13 protein-coding genes are annotated in these 15477 nt (G+C 62.8%); 2 read left to right on the top strand and 11 right to left on the bottom strand.

From position 1 onward, the window contains the following. Positions 1 to 77: 77 nt before the first annotated feature. Positions 78 to 1016, bottom strand: coding sequence for a LysR family transcriptional regulator (locus BN2476_RS13500; protein ID WP_087734677.1), 939 nt, complete (start codon positions 1014 to 1016; stop codon positions 78 to 80). A gap of 229 nt (positions 1017 to 1245) precedes the next feature. On the opposite strand from BN2476_RS13500, the gene BN2476_RS13495 reads away from it, so the two are divergent. Together BN2476_RS13495 and BN2476_RS13490 are read left to right on the top strand one after the other, a co-directional pair. Then, positions 1246 to 2895, top strand: a complete 1650-nt coding sequence (locus BN2476_RS13495) for a sulfatase-like hydrolase/transferase (protein WP_087734676.1) — start codon at positions 1246 to 1248, stop codon at positions 2893 to 2895. Positions 2896 to 2946: 51 nt separating this feature from the next. Beyond that, positions 2947 to 4074: a formylglycine-generating enzyme family protein gene (locus BN2476_RS13490; RefSeq protein WP_087734675.1), complete on the top strand. Its 1128-nt coding sequence runs from the start codon at positions 2947 to 2949 to the stop codon at positions 4072 to 4074. 92 nt (positions 4075 to 4166) lie between these two features. Here BN2476_RS13490 and BN2476_RS13485 read toward each other — a convergent pair whose 3' ends face one another. The 10 genes from BN2476_RS13485 to BN2476_RS13440 all read right to left on the bottom strand — a co-directional run bounded on the left by BN2476_RS13485 (position 4167) and on the right by BN2476_RS13440 (position 15475). Then, the gene (locus BN2476_RS13485; protein WP_087734674.1) at positions 4167 to 5399 is read right to left on the bottom strand and encodes an NAD(P)/FAD-dependent oxidoreductase; all 1233 of its coding nucleotides are present in this window, start codon (positions 5397 to 5399) and stop codon (positions 4167 to 4169) included. Positions 5400 to 5422: 23 nt separating this feature from the next. After that, the gene (locus tag BN2476_RS13480) at positions 5423 to 6949 is read right to left on the bottom strand and encodes an amidase (RefSeq protein WP_087734673.1); all 1527 of its coding nucleotides are present in this window, start codon (positions 6947 to 6949) and stop codon (positions 5423 to 5425) included. 52 nt (positions 6950 to 7001) lie between these two features. Continuing rightward, entirely contained in the window at positions 7002 to 8105 is a 1104-nt protein-coding gene (locus BN2476_RS13475) for a GlxA family transcriptional regulator (RefSeq protein ID WP_235850811.1), read from the bottom strand. Positions 8106 to 8166: 61 nt separating this feature from the next. Beyond that, on the bottom strand, positions 8167 to 8967 hold the full coding sequence (locus BN2476_RS13470) for a crotonase/enoyl-CoA hydratase family protein (RefSeq protein ID WP_087734671.1): 801 nt from the start codon (positions 8965 to 8967) through the stop codon (positions 8167 to 8169). 2 nt (positions 8968 to 8969) lie between these two features. After that, the gene (locus BN2476_RS13465) at positions 8970 to 10559 is read right to left on the bottom strand and encodes a class I adenylate-forming enzyme family protein (protein WP_087734670.1); all 1590 of its coding nucleotides are present in this window, start codon (positions 10557 to 10559) and stop codon (positions 8970 to 8972) included. 18 nt (positions 10560 to 10577) lie between these two features. Continuing rightward, positions 10578 to 11768: an acyl-CoA dehydrogenase family protein gene (locus BN2476_RS13460; RefSeq protein ID WP_087734669.1), complete on the bottom strand. Its 1191-nt coding sequence runs from the start codon at positions 11766 to 11768 to the stop codon at positions 10578 to 10580. Between the two features lie 13 nt (positions 11769 to 11781). Further along, the gene (locus BN2476_RS13455) at positions 11782 to 12660 is read right to left on the bottom strand and encodes a nitrilase-related carbon-nitrogen hydrolase (protein WP_087734668.1); all 879 of its coding nucleotides are present in this window, start codon (positions 12658 to 12660) and stop codon (positions 11782 to 11784) included. Positions 12661 to 12695: 35 nt separating this feature from the next. Beyond that, positions 12696 to 13592: a glycine betaine ABC transporter substrate-binding protein gene (locus tag BN2476_RS13450; protein ID WP_087734667.1), complete on the bottom strand. Its 897-nt coding sequence runs from the start codon at positions 13590 to 13592 to the stop codon at positions 12696 to 12698. A 36-nt stretch (positions 13593 to 13628) separates the two neighbouring features. After that, complete coding sequence (locus BN2476_RS13445) at positions 13629 to 14360, bottom strand: ABC transporter permease (protein WP_087734666.1); 732 nt, start codon at positions 14358 to 14360, stop codon at positions 13629 to 13631. Further along, positions 14357 to 15475, bottom strand: coding sequence for an ABC transporter ATP-binding protein (locus BN2476_RS13440; protein WP_087734665.1), 1119 nt, complete (start codon positions 15473 to 15475; stop codon positions 14357 to 14359). Before BN2476_RS13440 ends, BN2476_RS13445 begins: the two co-directional genes overlap by 4 nt. Positions 15476 to 15477: the final 2 nt, after the last annotated feature.

The following is a 15477-nucleotide window of genomic DNA, read 5'->3' as shown; positions in this document are numbered from 1 at the left end:
TTATGAGGCGATAACAAAGCAGGACTTCGACCATTGGGATGGCGAGTTGCATCGCGCGCTCGCCATTTCTGCGGAGTTCATCGACTCTTTTTTCGATTCTTCGTCGCGCGTTCTTCCAGACGTTCGTTGCACTCGACAATGGTTTCGATCGCCTTTTCGGCGCTGGGCGATAGGGTGCGATGCGCCAGACTCACAATCGCGAATCGCGTCGTAAGTTCCTTCGAGTCTTCGAAGTCGATCGTTCTCAGGGCTCCGCTGTCGAGTTCTCGCCATACCGCCGAGAAAGGACCGTATATCACCATATCGGAGTCTGTGGCCAACTCCTTGAGTATGTGAAAACTATTGCATTCGACCGCGAACATAGACTGTTCAAAGGGCTTGCGTTGCATCAGCTTGCGCAGATTCTCCAGCGTGTGTTTCGGGGCCGGCACCGAAGCCATCCGAAGTTCTCGCAGCATCGAAATCCTGCGCCGGCTCCTGGCGAAAACAGGGTGTTCCGGCCTCGCGAACCATCCGCACTGGCAGGACGGTAACGACCTGATCGCCAGTTCCGGTGACGGTGACACGGCGGATTCCACCGTGATCATGAAATCAATGGTCTCTGCGTGGAGCCGGTCGAGGAGTGCGCTCCAGTCGTCGACACTGACATGCACGGACAGGCGCGGGTGAGACCGGGCGAGCGCGGCGATCGTGTCGCTCAATAGCGCCGCAGCGGGAATCGGGCCAGCGCCGATCATGACTTCCCCAAGCTCATGGTTATTGAAGAGCTTCACGTCGCGATCAAGCGCCCGAATTTCAAACAGCGCTCGCCGTGCACGCTCGACAACGAGCCTTCCACCGGGCGTCAGGACGATTCCACGAGGATGACGGTCGCATAGCCGCATGCCGAGTTCGTCTTCCAGCGACTGAATGCTTCGCGTGAGCGCAGATTGGGTCAAGTGCACTTTTTCGGCGGCTCTTGCGAATGCGCCTTCGTCTGCAAGGGCAACAAGGTGTTCGAACTGGCGCAGGTTCACTATGAGTTCCGCTCAACGATGGCATTCGTAATTTGCAATGGAAGTATAGCCCGGTCTCGTCTAGATTTGGAGGCTGGGAAATAGGGGGCGTCCGCGACGTACCCAGGCGATGCTCGCTGCTTGCACAACGGATAAGCGCAGGCATTCGCCCGCCGCAGATAGAGCCGAGACAAATGCATGTACTGATCGTACTTGCCCATAACGAATTGCAGGAGACAACGTGAAACGGATGATGATCCCGGTGTGGTTAATCGCTGCACTCTGGGGAGCGATTTGGGCAACCCAGGCGGTCGCTGCGTCAACGATTACCGGGCCGACGAGAGTGACCGGCCAGCCCGGCTACAACCAGCCCAATCAGTACCTCACCGCCCAGACAGTCAACCTGGCGGATAACATGGAGCCGGTCATCAACAATCCGGACCAGGCCGCCGAAGCCCGGCAGAAGCTCACGGCGTTGGAGAAGCGGGCCGGCAAACGTCCGAATGTGGTTATCTTCCTGCTCGACGATGTCGGCTACAGCGACTTTGGGTTTAACGGTGGGGGACCGGCCGTCGGCAACGATACGCCGGATGTCGACCGCATCGCGAGCCAGAGCCTGATTCTCAGTTCCGCCTACTCGCAGCCGAGCTGCTCGCCCACTCGCGCAACGATCATGACTGGCGAGAACATGGCGCACCACGGCATCCAGATTCCCGTCATGTACGGTCAGCCGGGTGGCCTCGCTGGAATGACCACGCTTGCCGCGCTCATGTCGCGACAGGGCTACACCACGCAGGCGGTCGGAAAGTGGCACATGGGCGAAAACACTGCGTCGCTGCCGCAGAACGTCGGCTTCGACGATTTCCGGGGCTTCCTTTCCGTTTCCGACATGTACACGGAGTGGCGCGATCCGCAGTACAACCCCGAGGTGGCGCTGAGTCCGCAACGCTATAACTACATCCTCAATCTGCCTTTCAACAAGAGCGACGTGCATGCCGTCAAAGGCGGCCAGCTCGAAAATCTGTACGAGATCAACGCGGACAACATCAAGAATCTCGACCAGAAGTGGCTCGACTACACCGTCGGTTTCCTGAACCGGCAGAAGGACGCCGCGAAGCCATTCTTTCTGTACTACGCACCGCGCGCGTGTCACTACGACAATTACCCGAACGACTACTACCGGGGAAGGTCCGCGGCGCATACGAACTACGGCGACTGCATGGTCGAGGTGAACGACATATTCAGGAAGCTGGTCGATACCCTGGAAGCAAATGGCGAACTGGATAACACGATCATTTTCTTCGGCTCCGACAATGGCCCGGAGCAGGAGATCCAGCCGGCTGCGAAAACGATGTTTCGCGGCGGCAAGGGCTCGACGTGGGAAGGCGGGGTACGCAGCCCGTTCTTTGTGTACTGGAAAGGCATGATCGCGCCCCGCAGATCGGACGGCCTCTTCGACTTCGCCGACATGTTCAACACGTCGCTGTCTCTCGCGGGGCTGCCCGGCGCGGAGCTTGGGAAAGCCGTACCGTCGACGACGTATATCGACGGCATCGACCAGACTTCATTCCTTCTCGCCGACAAGGGCGTGTCGAACCGCAAGAGCATCTTCTACTTCTGGAACGACGAAGTCTCTGCCGTGCGCGTGGACGAGTTCAAGATGATGTTCAAGGCGCAGCTGCCTGATACGGTCAACCGCATGGGCTACAACGGTGGATTCGCAGGCACGGTCGGGCAGGCGTGGACTGCCATGGTGTTCAATCTGTATAGCGATCCTAAGGAAGAGGAATCGGTTCTTGCGCGTCACACCCCGCTGGAAGTCTTCTTGCTCGCGGAATATCGGCGCTATCTTTCGGTGCTGAAGAAGTACCCGCCGAGGCACCAGTTGTCCGTCAAATAGGCATGCGTTGGCGTCGTCGCAGAAGTCGGCGTCACGTTGGAAGGATCTTGAATGAATCTGGTAAATCGCAGTAGGCGCTTGTGGTGGGCGCTGGCATTGACCGTTGTCGTGTCCGGAGCCGGCCTCGCTGGCTACCGGTGGAGCCTGATGCCAGCCCCTCTGACAGTCGGCGACGGCAGGACCGGCCCGAAGGACATGGTCTGGATTCCGGGCGGCAAGTTCACGATGGGGAGCGAACATCCCCATGCAGTGCCCAACGAACGTCCCGCGCACCGCGTGAAGTTGAGTGGATTCTGGGTCGACCGGCACGACGTGACGAACGCGCAGTTCGCGCGCTTCGTCGCGGCGACGGGCTACGTCACCACGGCGGAGAGAAAGCCGAAGTGGGAGGACCTCAGGATTCAATTGCCACCAGGCACCCCAAAGCCTGACGACAGTGTCCTTCAGCCCGGTGGCCTGGTATTCACTGGGACGGACGCGCCCGTCCCGCTCGACGACTACACCCGCTGGTGGAAGTTCGTGCCCGGCGCGAACTGGCGGCATCCCGCTGGTCCGGGCAGTTCGATCGTCGGGAAGGGTAATCACCCGGTCGTGCAGGTTTCATATGAGGATGCGCTGGCATACGCGAAGTGGGCTCACAAACGCCTGCTCACCGAAGCGGAGTGGGAATATGCGGCTCGGGGCGGGCTCGAGCAGGCCGATTACGCCTGGGGCGCCGAGTTCTCGCCTGGCGGAAAGAAGATGGCCAACACATGGGAAGACAGCGCGCGACCGTTCCCCGTGACGGCGGTACGCAACTCAAGCGAAAAGGTTCAAGTGGGCACGACGGCGGTAGGCACGTATGCCCCTAACGGCTACGGTCTCTACGATATGGCAGGCAACGTGTGGCAATGGGTGGGAGACTGGTATCGCGCGGATGCATTTCGTATCGAGGCAGCAGGCGGGCGGATGATCACCGATCCGGCGGGTCCGGCGAACAGTTTCGATCCCGATCGGGGGGCGCTTGCGCACGCGCCTGCCCGGGTCACAAGAGGCGGTTCGTTCTTGTGTAGCGAGACGTATTGCGTGAGCTATCGGACCAGCGCACGGCGTGGAACCGATCCAATGAACAGCATGTCACACCTCGGATTTCGCCTTGCCATGGACGAAAGCGAATGGCAGCGCGAATCGGGTCGATAGTTCGGGTAGCGATCGGCTGCTGAAGTCCGTTTCGGTCCGCAAGACGGGCGGCGGTAGTCCCTGATTGCGAAACGCAGCAAACCCGTCTGCGCCTAAAAGCGATCGACGCGAAACGGAAACGGATTCGCAATCGGTTCGGCGCCCACCATCATCTCGGCGAGCAAACGCCCTGTAATGGGGCCGAGCGTCAACCCGTGGTGCGCGTGGCCGAACGCGAACCACAATTCCTTGTGACGTTTCGCCGGTCCGATGATCGGCATCATGTCAGGCGTGCAGGGACGCCGGCCGAGCCAGGGCCGCTCGTCGAGTCTCGTGCCGAGTGGAAAGGTCTTGCGCGCGATGGGTTCGATTGCGTCCAGCTGCACGGGCGTCGCAGGCGCGTCGCATGAGGCCAGTTCGGCGCCGGTCGTCAGGCGGATGCCGCGCGCCATCGGCGTGATCATGTAGCCGATCTCCGTATCGAGCACCGGCTGGTTCAGGCGCGCGCCGTCGACTGTCGAGTAATGCATGTGATACCCGCGCTTGACGGCGAGCGGCAGACGGTAGCCGAGCCGCGCGCTGACGGTATCCGACCACGGGCCGAGCGCGACAACGGCTGAATGCGCGTCGATGCGGCCAGCTTCCGTATTCACGCTCCATTGCGGTTCGAGCGTCATCGCATCGCCGATGAAGATGCGGCCGCCCAATTGCTCGAAATAGCGCGCATAAGCAGTGACGAGCGCATTGGGATCGCTGACGGAATCGGCATCGGTGTAGCGCAGTGCGCCCAGCAATGCGTGACTCAGCGACGGCTCTTCGCGTCGCAGCCGCGCTGCGTCGAGTGCCTCGAATGCGACGCCGTATTCCGCGTTCCATCGCTCGACCTGGCGTAGTTCCGAGTCCTGCTTGCGCGCGCTGCGAAAGACTTTCAGCCAGCCGCCCGTGCGCAGCAAGGCCTGCGCGCCCGATGCCGCGATCAACGCGCGATGCTCGCTGACGCAATGCTCGATCAGCGTCGAGTACGAGCGCGCGATCGCCGCGTGCCGGTCCGCGCGCGAGTGATGCCAGTAGCGGTACAGGAATGGCAGCAGCTTCGGCATGGCGCGCGGGTGGTAGCGCACGTCGAGCGAGCGGTTACGCGCATAGCGCAGCAGTGTCGCCGGATCGCGAGGAAACGCGTAAGGGTAGACGCCTTCGCGCTGGATCAGTCCCGCGTTGCCGAACGACGTCTCGTCGCCGGGCGCCTTGCGGTCGACGAGCGCAACGGACAATCCGCGCTGCCGCAGATGCACGGCCACCGACACGCCTACCATGCCCGCGCCGAGTACGACGGTATCGAACTTCATCGCAGCGTTTTCCTTGCCGATGATTACATGGACGACATGCTCGCATCACCGTCGCCCGTCGAGTTGAAAATGGGCGGCGCGGTGACGATCGACTTCAACGCTGGATTCGGCTGCGTGAGACGCGCCAGATCGGGGCGCGGACGGCGCAATGCGGGCTCCTTGTCGAAGGCTTTCTCCATCGCACGCGCGACGGCCAGCGTCTTCAGATCGCCATGATACGGCCCGACGAGCTGCAAACCGAACGGCATGCCCGCATGATCGACGCCGCATGGCAGCGACAGCGCGGGATGTGTCGTCAGCGTCACGACGTAGGTCAGCGCGAGCCATCGATAATAGTTCTCCTGTGCGCGTCCGTTGATCTGCGCCGCGTACAGTTCGCGCCACGGAAACGGCGAAACGGGCGTAGTCGGCGACACGATGACATCGTAGCGCTCGAACGCGGACTGAAAGCGCCTGAAGATGCGCGTCTGTTCCGCCTGCGCCCACGCGCTGTCGGCGAGCGTCATCGCCGCGCCCATTTCGTAGTTCGCTCGCGTGTTCGGTCCGAGCGCGCCCGGGTCGCGTGCATACACATCGCGCAAACCCGCGACGAAGCTCTCCGCACGGATCACGTCGAACGAGCGGTGCACGTCGCCGAGATCGAAGCTGACGGGCTCGCACGTGTTCACCATCCTGGCGAGCGCGGCGATGCGCGAGCGGAACAGCGCGCGAATATCGTCATCGACATCGCACGTGCCGAAGTCTTCCGTGTAGCCGACGCGCAGCGTCGCGAGATCGAGTGTGGGCAGCGCGGCGAAAGCGGGCGAATCGGTTTCGTAGCTGAGCGGATCGCTCACCGACAGGCCCGCCGTCGCCGCGAGTTGCAGTGCCGTCTCGTCGACATCGCGGCCCATCGGACCGACTACCGAAATCGGCGTCCAGCCGAGCAGCCGACGCGAGTTCGGCACAAGTCCTGGAGAGGGGCGGAAGCCGACCACGCCGCACTTCGATGCAGGTATGCGCAGCGAGCCGCCCGTATCCGAGCCGGTGCAGACGGGCAGCATGTCGCACGCGAGCGCCGCCGCCGAGCCGCCCGATGAACCACCTGCGTTCAGTTCGGTGTCGAATGGATTGCCCGTCGCGCCCCATACCGGGTTGCGCGTGTTCGCGCCGGCGCCGAGTTCCGGCACGTTCGTCTTGCCGACGAGAATCGCGCCCGCCGCGCGCAGCCTTTCGACCAGCGTGACATCGCGCGATGGCACGTGGCCGCGCGACATCGGCGAGCCGTAAGTGGTGAGCAGGCCCGCCGTGTCTTCGAGATCCTTCACGCCGAGCGGCAAGCCATGCAGCAGTCCGAGCGGCTCGCCCGCGAGCACCTTGCGCTCGGCGGCCTTCGCGGCTTCGCGCGCATCGTCGTAACAGGTTGCCGTGATCGCGTTGACGGCGGGGTTGATGGCTTCGATCCGCTCGATGCAGGCATCGAGCAGTTCGACGGGCGAAATCTCTTTCGCGCCGATCATCCGGCGCAGCTCGACGGCATTGCGGCTGACGAGATCGTCGTGAGCAGACATGATTCGAAATCCTCGAGGCGAAGTAAGGTAGGGTAAGCGCTTCACAAGGGCCTCAGACGTTCGCTCTCGACGCACGCTCCTGTCCCGGCGTGATGGAAAAGGCCTTGCGATAACACCGTCCGAGATGGGAGGCGCTTGTGAATCCGCACTGCAAGGCGATATCGAAGATCGACGAGGTCGATTCGTGCAGCAGTTTTTGCGCGGCCTTCAGGCGTACGTCGAGATAGAACTGCGACGGCCCCATGCCGAAGTGCTTCAGCCACATGCGCTCGATCTGACGCGGCGAAATGCCGACCAGCGAAGCGATGGTCTGCACGGGCACGGGCCGTTCGATATTCTGTTCCATCAACGTGATCGCGTTGACGATGCGCCGGTCCTCGATGCCGTAGCGCCACTGAATCGCCATTTTCTGGCTTTCCTGCGATGTGCGAATGCGCGTGTGCAGGAACTGATCGGCGACATCGGCAGCGAGCCGGCGGCTATGCGCGCGAGCAATCATGTCGAGCATCAGATCGATGGCGGCCGTGCCGCCGCCGCACGTGAGCCGGTCGCCGTCGATGCAATAGAGGTCGCGCGTCACCGTCAATGACGGAAACTCGTCGGCGAGCGCTTTCAACGCCTCCCAATGGATCGTGCAGCGGCGTTTGTCGAGCAGCCCCGCGCGCGCGAGGATCATCGTGCCGAGACTGATGCCGCCTAGCGGCCGGCCACTCGCCGCATAGCGGCGCAGAAAATCGAACACCGACGCGTTGCGGTAGTTCTCGACATCGATGCTTGCCACCACGAATAGCTGATCGACGGCAATCGACGACGTCATCGCCGATTCCGGCAGAAGCGAAAAACCCGAACTCGACGACACGGGCTCACCGTCCGCGCTGATCAGATGCCAGCTATAGAGCGGCTTGCCGCTCATCCGGTTGGCGGCGCGCAGAGGTTCGGTTGCCGAGCTGAGCGCCATCATCGAAAAGTTCGGCACTAGAAAAAAGCCGATACGTTGCGTGACGACGGGCCGCTCATGCGCACCGCGCGCGATGCCTTCCGCGCCCGCGTCCGCCGTCCGCCGTTCCAGATGCAGCGCCGCAGCCAGCTTCGGCGCCTCGTTGCTTTTCCTGCGCATGTCCATGGTGGATGAACCGAGATAGGGAGACTGTCGCATATCGCGCTGCGCGGGTCCATCGCGTCATGCGTGCCGTTCGGCGCTCAGGCCGGCGCCGGCATCATTCGCCCGTATAGTTGGGCGCGCGCTTCTCGAAGGTCGCGGCGATCGCCTCGCGGTGATCCGCCGTGCGATGCGCGATGCCCTGAAACGCAGCCGACAGTTCCAGCAGACTCGGCAGATCCATCCGCTGACCTTCGCGTATCAGGCGCTTGCTCATGCGCAGCACGTTGGGCGGATTGCTCGCGATCCGTTGCGCCAGTTCCTGTGCGGCGGGCAGCAACTGCGCATCGGGCACGACGCGCGACACGAGGCCCCATTCGAACGCGCATTGCGCGTCGATGGGCGTGCCCGTGAAAATCATTTCGGCGGCGCGCGACAGGCCGATCACACGCGGCAGCAGCCACGCGCCGCCGTCCCCGGGAATAATGCCGACTTTCGCGAAACTTTCCGCGAACAGCGCGCTTTGCGCGGCGATGCGGATATCGCACATCAACGCGAGATCGCAGCCCGCGCCATGCGCCGGGCCATTGACGGCGGCAATGCAGGGCACGTCCAGTTCATGAAACGCACGCGGGATGCGCTGGATGCCGCGCCGGTAGTTCTCCCGTATCTGCGCCGGGTTGCCGCCGAAGGTGCCGACCTCGTCGCGCATGTGCTTGATGTTGCCGCCCGACGAAAATGCCGGGCCTGCTCCCGTCAGCACGATCGCGCGCACGGACAGATCGGCTTGCGCGCGCTCGAGGCTCGCGACGAGCGCATCGACCACTTCCATCTCCGTCAACGCATTGCGCGTTTCCGGACGGTTCAGCGTGATGGTCGCCACGCCGCCGTCGAATTCGTACAGTACCGGTTCATTCATGATCACGTTCCCGTTTGCAAGAGGTCCTGAGCCGCGGAAGCCGCGAGCTCGCGCCGAAGCACCTTGCCGCTCGGATTCAGCGGCAACCGGTCGACGAACACGACTTTCTTCGGCCGCTTGTACGGCGCAAGGTCGTCGCTGGCCTTGCAGAATGCGATGACTGCGTCCTCCGTCAACTGCGTGTCACTACGCACGACGAACGCCGTCACGGCCTGCCCCCACTTCGCATCCGGCATGCCGATCACCGCGGCCTCCTGCACGCCGGGGCAGTGATACAGCACTTCCTCGACTTCGCGCGGATAGATGTTTTCGCCGCCTGAGACGATCATGTCGTCGGCGCGGCCGTGAAAGTGGAAGTACCCGCCCGCGTCGACGCTGAAGAGATCGCCCGTATAGAGCCAGCCGTCACGAAACTTCTTCGCGGTCTCGACGGGGTTGTTCCAGTATGCGCGCGCCAGTTGCGGGCCGCGCACGATCAACTGGCCGACTTCGCCCGCATCGACGCATTCGGTCGGAGGCACGGCGCGCTCCGGGTCGTTGGTCACGATGCGGCAGGTGCTGATCAACGTCGGCTTGCCGCACGAGCCGAGGCGCGACAGCGCATCGCGCGGATGGAGCAGCAACGTGAGGCTCGCTTCCGTCATTCCGTAACCGTTAAAGATGTTCGGACAGAACTCGTCGATCACGCGCTGCATCGTCGCGGCGGGAATGGCCGCGCCGCCCGTCGTGATCATGCGCAGGCTGCGGTGATCCGTCTGCGCGAACGTGGGGTGAAACAACATATCCTGAATCTGCGTCGGCACAGCGAAGAGCGTGGTGATGCGATGCCGTGCGATCGCGGCCAGCGTGCGCTGCGGGTCGTAGCGGGGCAGCACGATGTTCGCCGCGCCCACCATCAGATGCGGCATGAAATACGCCTGCATGCCGCCGACGTGATAGAGCGGGGCGATATGCAACGCGGCATCGGTGCTCGTCAGGCTGTACTCCATCACGCAGTTCGTGGCGATCGCGACATCGTTGCCATGCGTGTGGATCGCGCCTTTCGGGCGGCCCGTCGTGCCCGACGTGTAGACGAGCGCCGAGATGTCGTCGGGCGTGAGCGTGGGCAGCGGCGCGTCGCGGTGACGCGTGCTGTCGATCAACGCGTCGAAGTTGTGATGATGCAGGGGCGCGTACGCATCGACGGCTTCTTCGCCGTGTCCCGTCACGCAGATGTAGATGCGCAAATCGGGGAGCGCCTGCTCCGTTTTGGCAATGACGGGCAGCATCGATTCGTCGTAGATCAGCGCGCGTGCGCTGGAATCGCGAATGATGAACGCCGCTTCGTTCGCGGACAAACGATAGTTCATCGGCACGGCAATCGCACCGAGCAACTGGCACGCGAAATAAGCGGTTGCCGTTGCGTCCGAGGTCTTCTGGAAGATCGCGACGCGGTCCGTCTGCCGCACGCCCAGATCGAACAGTGCTTGCGCGAATCCGCGCACGCGCACGTCCCATTGCGCGTACGTGAGGCACGTGTCGCCGCAGACCAGCGCGAGACGCTCCGGGTACTTCGCGACCGTATTGTCGAACAGCGAGGTAATAGTCAGCATGATGGAAATGGAATACGGTCAAAGGTTGATCTTGAGTTCCGGCAGATCGCGCGAGGCGATCAGGTACTTCACCATTTCCGATGTGCCGCCGACGATCGTCAGCGCACGCGCGTCGCGATAGAGTTGCTCGGTGCGGCCGTATTCTTTCGTCAGGCCGTCGCCGCCAAGAATCTGCACCGCTTCGTTCACGCAGAAATTCGCGGTCTCGGTCGCGACGAGCTTGGCCATTGCCGCTTCCTTCATCAGCGCCTTGCCGTCCGTGCCCGCGTCGTACATCTTCGTTGCGCGATAGGTGATGAGCTCGGCTGCGTCGATGCGCCAGCTCATCTGCGCAATCTTGTCCCAGATGAGCTGCTTGCAACCGAGGAACTGGCCGAACGTTTTGCGGCTTTGCGCATGCCGGCGCGCAACCTCGAACGCGCTGCGCGCGACGCCGAGACCGGAGCCGCCGAGAATCGCGCGCTCGAAGTTGAACATGCCGCGCATGATCGCAAAGCCTTCGCCTTCGTTGCCCAGCAGATGATCGGCGCTGACGCGGCAATCGTCGAACTTCACTTCGCCGACGATGCAGCCGCGTCGTCCCATGAACGTGTAGTTACGCGGAAAGCCGATGCCCGGCGCGTCCTTCGGCACGGCGACGGCGGTGACGCGAGGCTCCGCGCCGTCATCGCGCGGCGTGACGCCGTACACGATATACACGTCCGCGACCGATGCGTTCGAGATGTAGCGCTTGAACCCGTTGATCACCCATTCGTTGGTGCGCGCATCGTATTCGACGCGTGTTTGCATGTCTGCCGAATCGCTGCCCGTGCCAGGCTCCGTCACGCAGATTGCGCCGATCGCATGGCCATCGAGGATCGGCTCGAGATACGCGTCTCGCAGCGGGGCGCTCGCATGGCGATGCAACGGATACGCGCAGCTCAATGCCGTCGCGATCGTCGTTTCGAAGGCGTAGTTGATCGCCGATGCTTCTTCGGAAAGAATCGTTGCGTGCGTGAGGCCCGGCTTCTTCAGCGAGCCTCGATAGAGATCCGCAAACATCAGCCGCAAGTAGCCTGCTTCGCCCAATGCGCGCACGACATGCCTGACGGCATTCCAGTCCTGGCGGTCTTCGATATCGGCGGCGCGCGGCGAAAGCTCGCGTTGCAGGAAGGCGCGCACTTCGCTGCGAAACGCGCAGTCTTCTTCGGTGAGGAGAAAGTCTCGCATGGCTGACGACGCTTCAGTTTGTGGCAGGTTGACGTGTGGTGCGAATGCCGCGCTCGGCGAATACGCGCGAGTCGCGTACGGTCGGCAGCAGAAAACGTGCCTCGCGTAGCGACGCGAAGTCGAGTTCGCCGACAACCAGTTCTTCTTCGGTGGTGGACCCCGTCGCGACAGTGTTGCCGAACGGATCGAGAATCCGTGAGCCGCCCCAGAAGCCGAGCATGCCTTCCGTGCCGATGCGGTTCGCCATCACGACGGCGACGCCGTACGTCACCGCGTAGAAGCGCAGGTTCAGTTCCCATGACGACGGATTGTCGAACCCTCCGCCCACGGCCTCGCGTGCCGAGCTGATCGGAGCCGCGAGCAGCGTGACGCCGTCGCACATCAGGTCGTGCACGAGGCCGGGGTTCCACAGGTCGTTGCAGATCGGCGTGGCGACGCGCCAGCGGCTGTCGATATCGAATGCGCCGAGCTCCGAGCCTGGCGCGTAATAGAGGCCGTCGCGCAGCTTGCCGTACGTCGCGAGTTGCACTTTGCGATGCACATGCACGATCCGTCCGCGCGTCACGGTTGCCTGGCTGTTGTAGAACTGGCCGCCGGGCGCTTCTTCGATAAAGCCGAACGACGTGTGCAGATCGACGCTCGCTTCGGCAAGCGCGGCGAGCGCCGGGTGGTCGAGTCGCATCGCGAGCCGCAATGCGTCTTTTCCCGCGCTATGGCCGCATAGCGACAGCTCGGGGAAAAGCAGCATCGAGACGCCGCGCTTGCGTGCATCGTCGATCATGCGCAGATGCTTCGCGAGATTCGCATCGAGATCGCCGTATGAACTGTCGATCTGCGCGGCGGCAATGGTCAACGTGCCGTCGCGCGCCGTATCGAATGAAGGGTAAGGCATGTTGTTGTCTCTCAGGTTTGCGTGTTCGCGATGCTTTAGAGCAGACCCGCTTCCTTCAGGAAGTCATGCGAGACCTCGCTGAACGACTTCTTTTGAACGTCGACCGAGGCGTTGAGACGCGCCATGGTCGGTGCGTCGAGCTTTGCCGAGAGCGCGTTCAGGATCGGGCCGAGCTTCGGGTTGGCATCGAGCGTTGCCTTGCGGATCACGGGCGTCAGCGCATACGACGGGAAAAAGCCCTTGTCGTCTTTGAGAATCACGAAGTTGAACGCGGGCACGCGACCATCGGTGGCGAACACGAGCGCGATGTCCACTTGACGGTCCTTGAGCGCCTGATACGTGAGGCCCGAATCCATCCGCTTGATTTCGTCCTGCGAGAAGTCGAAGCCATAGAGCTTTTGCAGCGGACGCAGACCGTCCGGGCGCGCATAGAACTCCGAGTTGCACGCGAAGGTGAGCGTCTTGCCCGCCTTGATCGCTTTCGCGAGATCGCTGAGTGTCGCAATGCCGAGCTTCTTCGCTTCGTCCTGATTCATCGCGAACGAGTACGTGTTATTCGCGCGCGACGGATCGAGCCATACGAGACCTTTCGCGGCATCGAGTTCTTTCACCTTCCTGTAGGTATCTTCCGGCGAAAGGCGGTCGTTGATCTTGTTGTACGTGATCAGCGACGTGCCCGTGTATTCCCAGTACACGTCGACCTGCCCGTTTTCCTGGGCCTGACGCAGCACGGCGCTGCCCATGCCGTCTTTTTTCGTGACGTTGAAGCCTTTGGCCTGCAAAAGCTCGGTCGTCATTTCGGCGAGCAGTTGCTGTTCGGTGAAGTTCTTGCCGCCGACGACGACATTCGCCGCCGCGCACGTGATGGCCCAGGAGGAGGCAAAAGAAAGGGCGACGAGCGCGCAGGCTCGCTTGAAAAAGGCAGTCTTCATGATGTCCTCGAAGAAACGCGTTAGCGTGTGGTTGAACTAGCGTTGCGGATTGACGCCGCGCGACACGAGATGCGCCTGCATCTGGCCGACGAGCAAGTCAGTGAGAATCGCGAGCAGCGCAGTGGGAATCGCGCCCGCCAACAGCATCGAAAAGTCGTTCATGTCGATGCCGGTGAAGATCAGTTCGCCAAGCCCGCCGCCGCCGACGAGAAAGGCGAGCGGCGCCGTGCCGACCGTGATCGCGAGCGCCGTGCGGATGCCCGCGAAGATCACATACAGCGCGTTCGGCAATTCGACGCGCAGCAGGATCTGCGTGGGCGTCATGCCCATGCCCGTCGCCGCTTCGATCAGCGCGGGAGGCACGGCGCGCAAACCTTCGAGCGTGTTCAGCACGATCGGCAGCAAGGTCGCCACCCAGAGCCCGAAGATCGACGGCCAGCGGCCGATGCCGAGTACGCTCATCGCGAGCGCGAGCAACGCGAGCTTCGGCACCGCCTGGCCCACGTTGATCGTCTGCAGGACGGCTTGCGCGACGCGCGCATGCTTGCCCGACGCGCGGCTCAGGTAGATGCCGAGCGGCACGGCGACGACAATCGCAAGGCCGCCTGCAATCGCGACCATCGTCATTTGCTGAATCGACTGGTAGACGATGTCGCCGCGATACTGGCCGATCGAGGCGAGCAGGTTGTCCGCGCGCGCGAGCGCGGGTGCGATGCATGCCGCGAGCGCGACGCAGCGTGAAAAGAGCGCTTTCTTGCAGGTGTTCATGCGCGTGTCTCCGAGGGCAGCCGCAGCATGTCGACGATATGCGCCTGATTCACGTAGCCGACAAAGCGGCCGTCGTCGTCGACAGTGGGCAGCCATGACTGGCCGAGCGCGAACATCGACGAAATCACGCTGCGCAGATCGTCGCTCTGACGCGCGAAGCCCTGCACGGGATTCGCGTGCGCGGCCAACAGATTGCCGTCGATCGTGCGCAGCCTGGCGGCGCTCAGATAGCCTTGCGGCTTGTCGGTGGCATCGAGCAATATGATCTGCTCGATGCCGTGCTGTTCGAGCAACGCACGCGCGCGATCGCTGCTTTCGCCGACGCGCGCCGCGCAATCGCACGCCGACAACGCATCCCTTGCACGCACGAGGCGCAGCCGCTTCAACGCGCGATCCGCGCCGACGAAGCCCGCGATGAACTGGCTCGCGGGCCGCGCGAGGATGGTATCCGGCGTATCGAACTGTTCGAGCCTGCCACTGCTGAAGATCGCGATGCGGTCGGCCATCTTCACCGCTTCGTCGATGTCGTGGCTCACGAACATGATCGTTTTCTTCACCTGTTGCTGGATACGCAGAAACTCGTCCTGGATCAGCTCACGGTTGATTGGGTCGATCGCGCCGAACGGTTCGTCCATCAGCATCACAGGCGGGTCGATGGCCAGCGCGCGCGCCACGCCGACGCGTTGCTGCTGCCCGCCCGACAGGTCCTTCGGGTAGCGCGACAGGTAGATCGACGGATCGAGCGCGACGATCTCCAGCAACTCGGCTGCGCGGCGCTTCGCCTTCGCCTTGTCCCAGCCGAGCAGACGCGGCACGACGCCGATGTTCTCCTCGACCGTCATGTTCGGAAAGAGACCGATCTGCTGGATCACATAGCCGATCTGCCGGCGCAGTTCGACGACATCGAACTCGTCGGTATCGCGGCCGTCGATGAAGATCTTGCCCGAGGTCGGCTGGATCAGACGGTTGATCATCTTCAGCGTGGTCGTCTTGCCGCAGCCGGAAGGGCCGAGCAGCACGCAGATTTCGCCCGCGCCGACTTCCATGTCGATGCCGTCGACCACCGGGGCGCTTGCGCCTTCATAGCGCTTCGTGATGTTGGAGAGCTTGATCATGG

The sequence above is a fragment of the Paraburkholderia piptadeniae genome, assembly GCF_900007165.1.
GTDB classification, from domain to species: domain Bacteria; phylum Pseudomonadota; class Gammaproteobacteria; order Burkholderiales; family Burkholderiaceae; genus Paraburkholderia; species Paraburkholderia piptadeniae.
The sequence above is the reverse complement of the archived record's forward strand: the minus strand, read 5'-3'. Positions and strand labels throughout refer to the sequence as shown.

Bases quoted from the DNA above. Each gene is read 5' to 3' on its own strand.
- BN2476_RS13450 (WP_087734667.1), bottom strand. From the start codon at position 13,592: ATGAAGACTGCCTTTTTCAAGCGAGCCTGCGCGCTCGTCGCCCTTTCT.
- BN2476_RS13480 (WP_087734673.1), bottom strand. From the start codon at position 6,949: ATGTCTGCTCACGACGATCTCGTCAGCCGCAATGCCGTCGAGCTGCGC.
- BN2476_RS13485 (WP_087734674.1), bottom strand. From the start codon at position 5,399: ATGAAGTTCGATACCGTCGTACTCGGCGCGGGCATGGTAGGCGTGTCG.
- BN2476_RS13495 (WP_087734676.1), top strand. From the start codon at position 1,246: ATGATGATCCCGGTGTGGTTAATCGCTGCACTCTGGGGAGCGATTTGG.
- BN2476_RS13490 (WP_087734675.1), top strand. From the start codon at position 2,947: ATGAATCTGGTAAATCGCAGTAGGCGCTTGTGGTGGGCGCTGGCATTG.
- BN2476_RS13460 (WP_087734669.1), bottom strand. From the start codon at position 11,768: ATGCGAGACTTTCTCCTCACCGAAGAAGACTGCGCGTTTCGCAGCGAA.
- BN2476_RS13455 (WP_087734668.1), bottom strand. From the start codon at position 12,660: ATGCCTTACCCTTCATTCGATACGGCGCGCGACGGCACGTTGACCATT.
- BN2476_RS13475 (WP_235850811.1), bottom strand. From the start codon at position 8,105: ATGCGACAGTCTCCCTATCTCGGTTCATCCACCATGGACATGCGCAGG.
- BN2476_RS13440 (WP_087734665.1), bottom strand. From the start codon at position 15,475: ATGATCAAGCTCTCCAACATCACGAAGCGCTATGAAGGCGCAAGCGCC.
- BN2476_RS13465 (WP_087734670.1), bottom strand. From the start codon at position 10,559: ATGCTGACTATTACCTCGCTGTTCGACAATACGGTCGCGAAGTACCCG.
- BN2476_RS13470 (WP_087734671.1), bottom strand. From the start codon at position 8,967: ATGAATGAACCGGTACTGTACGAATTCGACGGCGGCGTGGCGACCATC.
- BN2476_RS13445 (WP_087734666.1), bottom strand. From the start codon at position 14,360: ATGAACACCTGCAAGAAAGCGCTCTTTTCACGCTGCGTCGCGCTCGCG.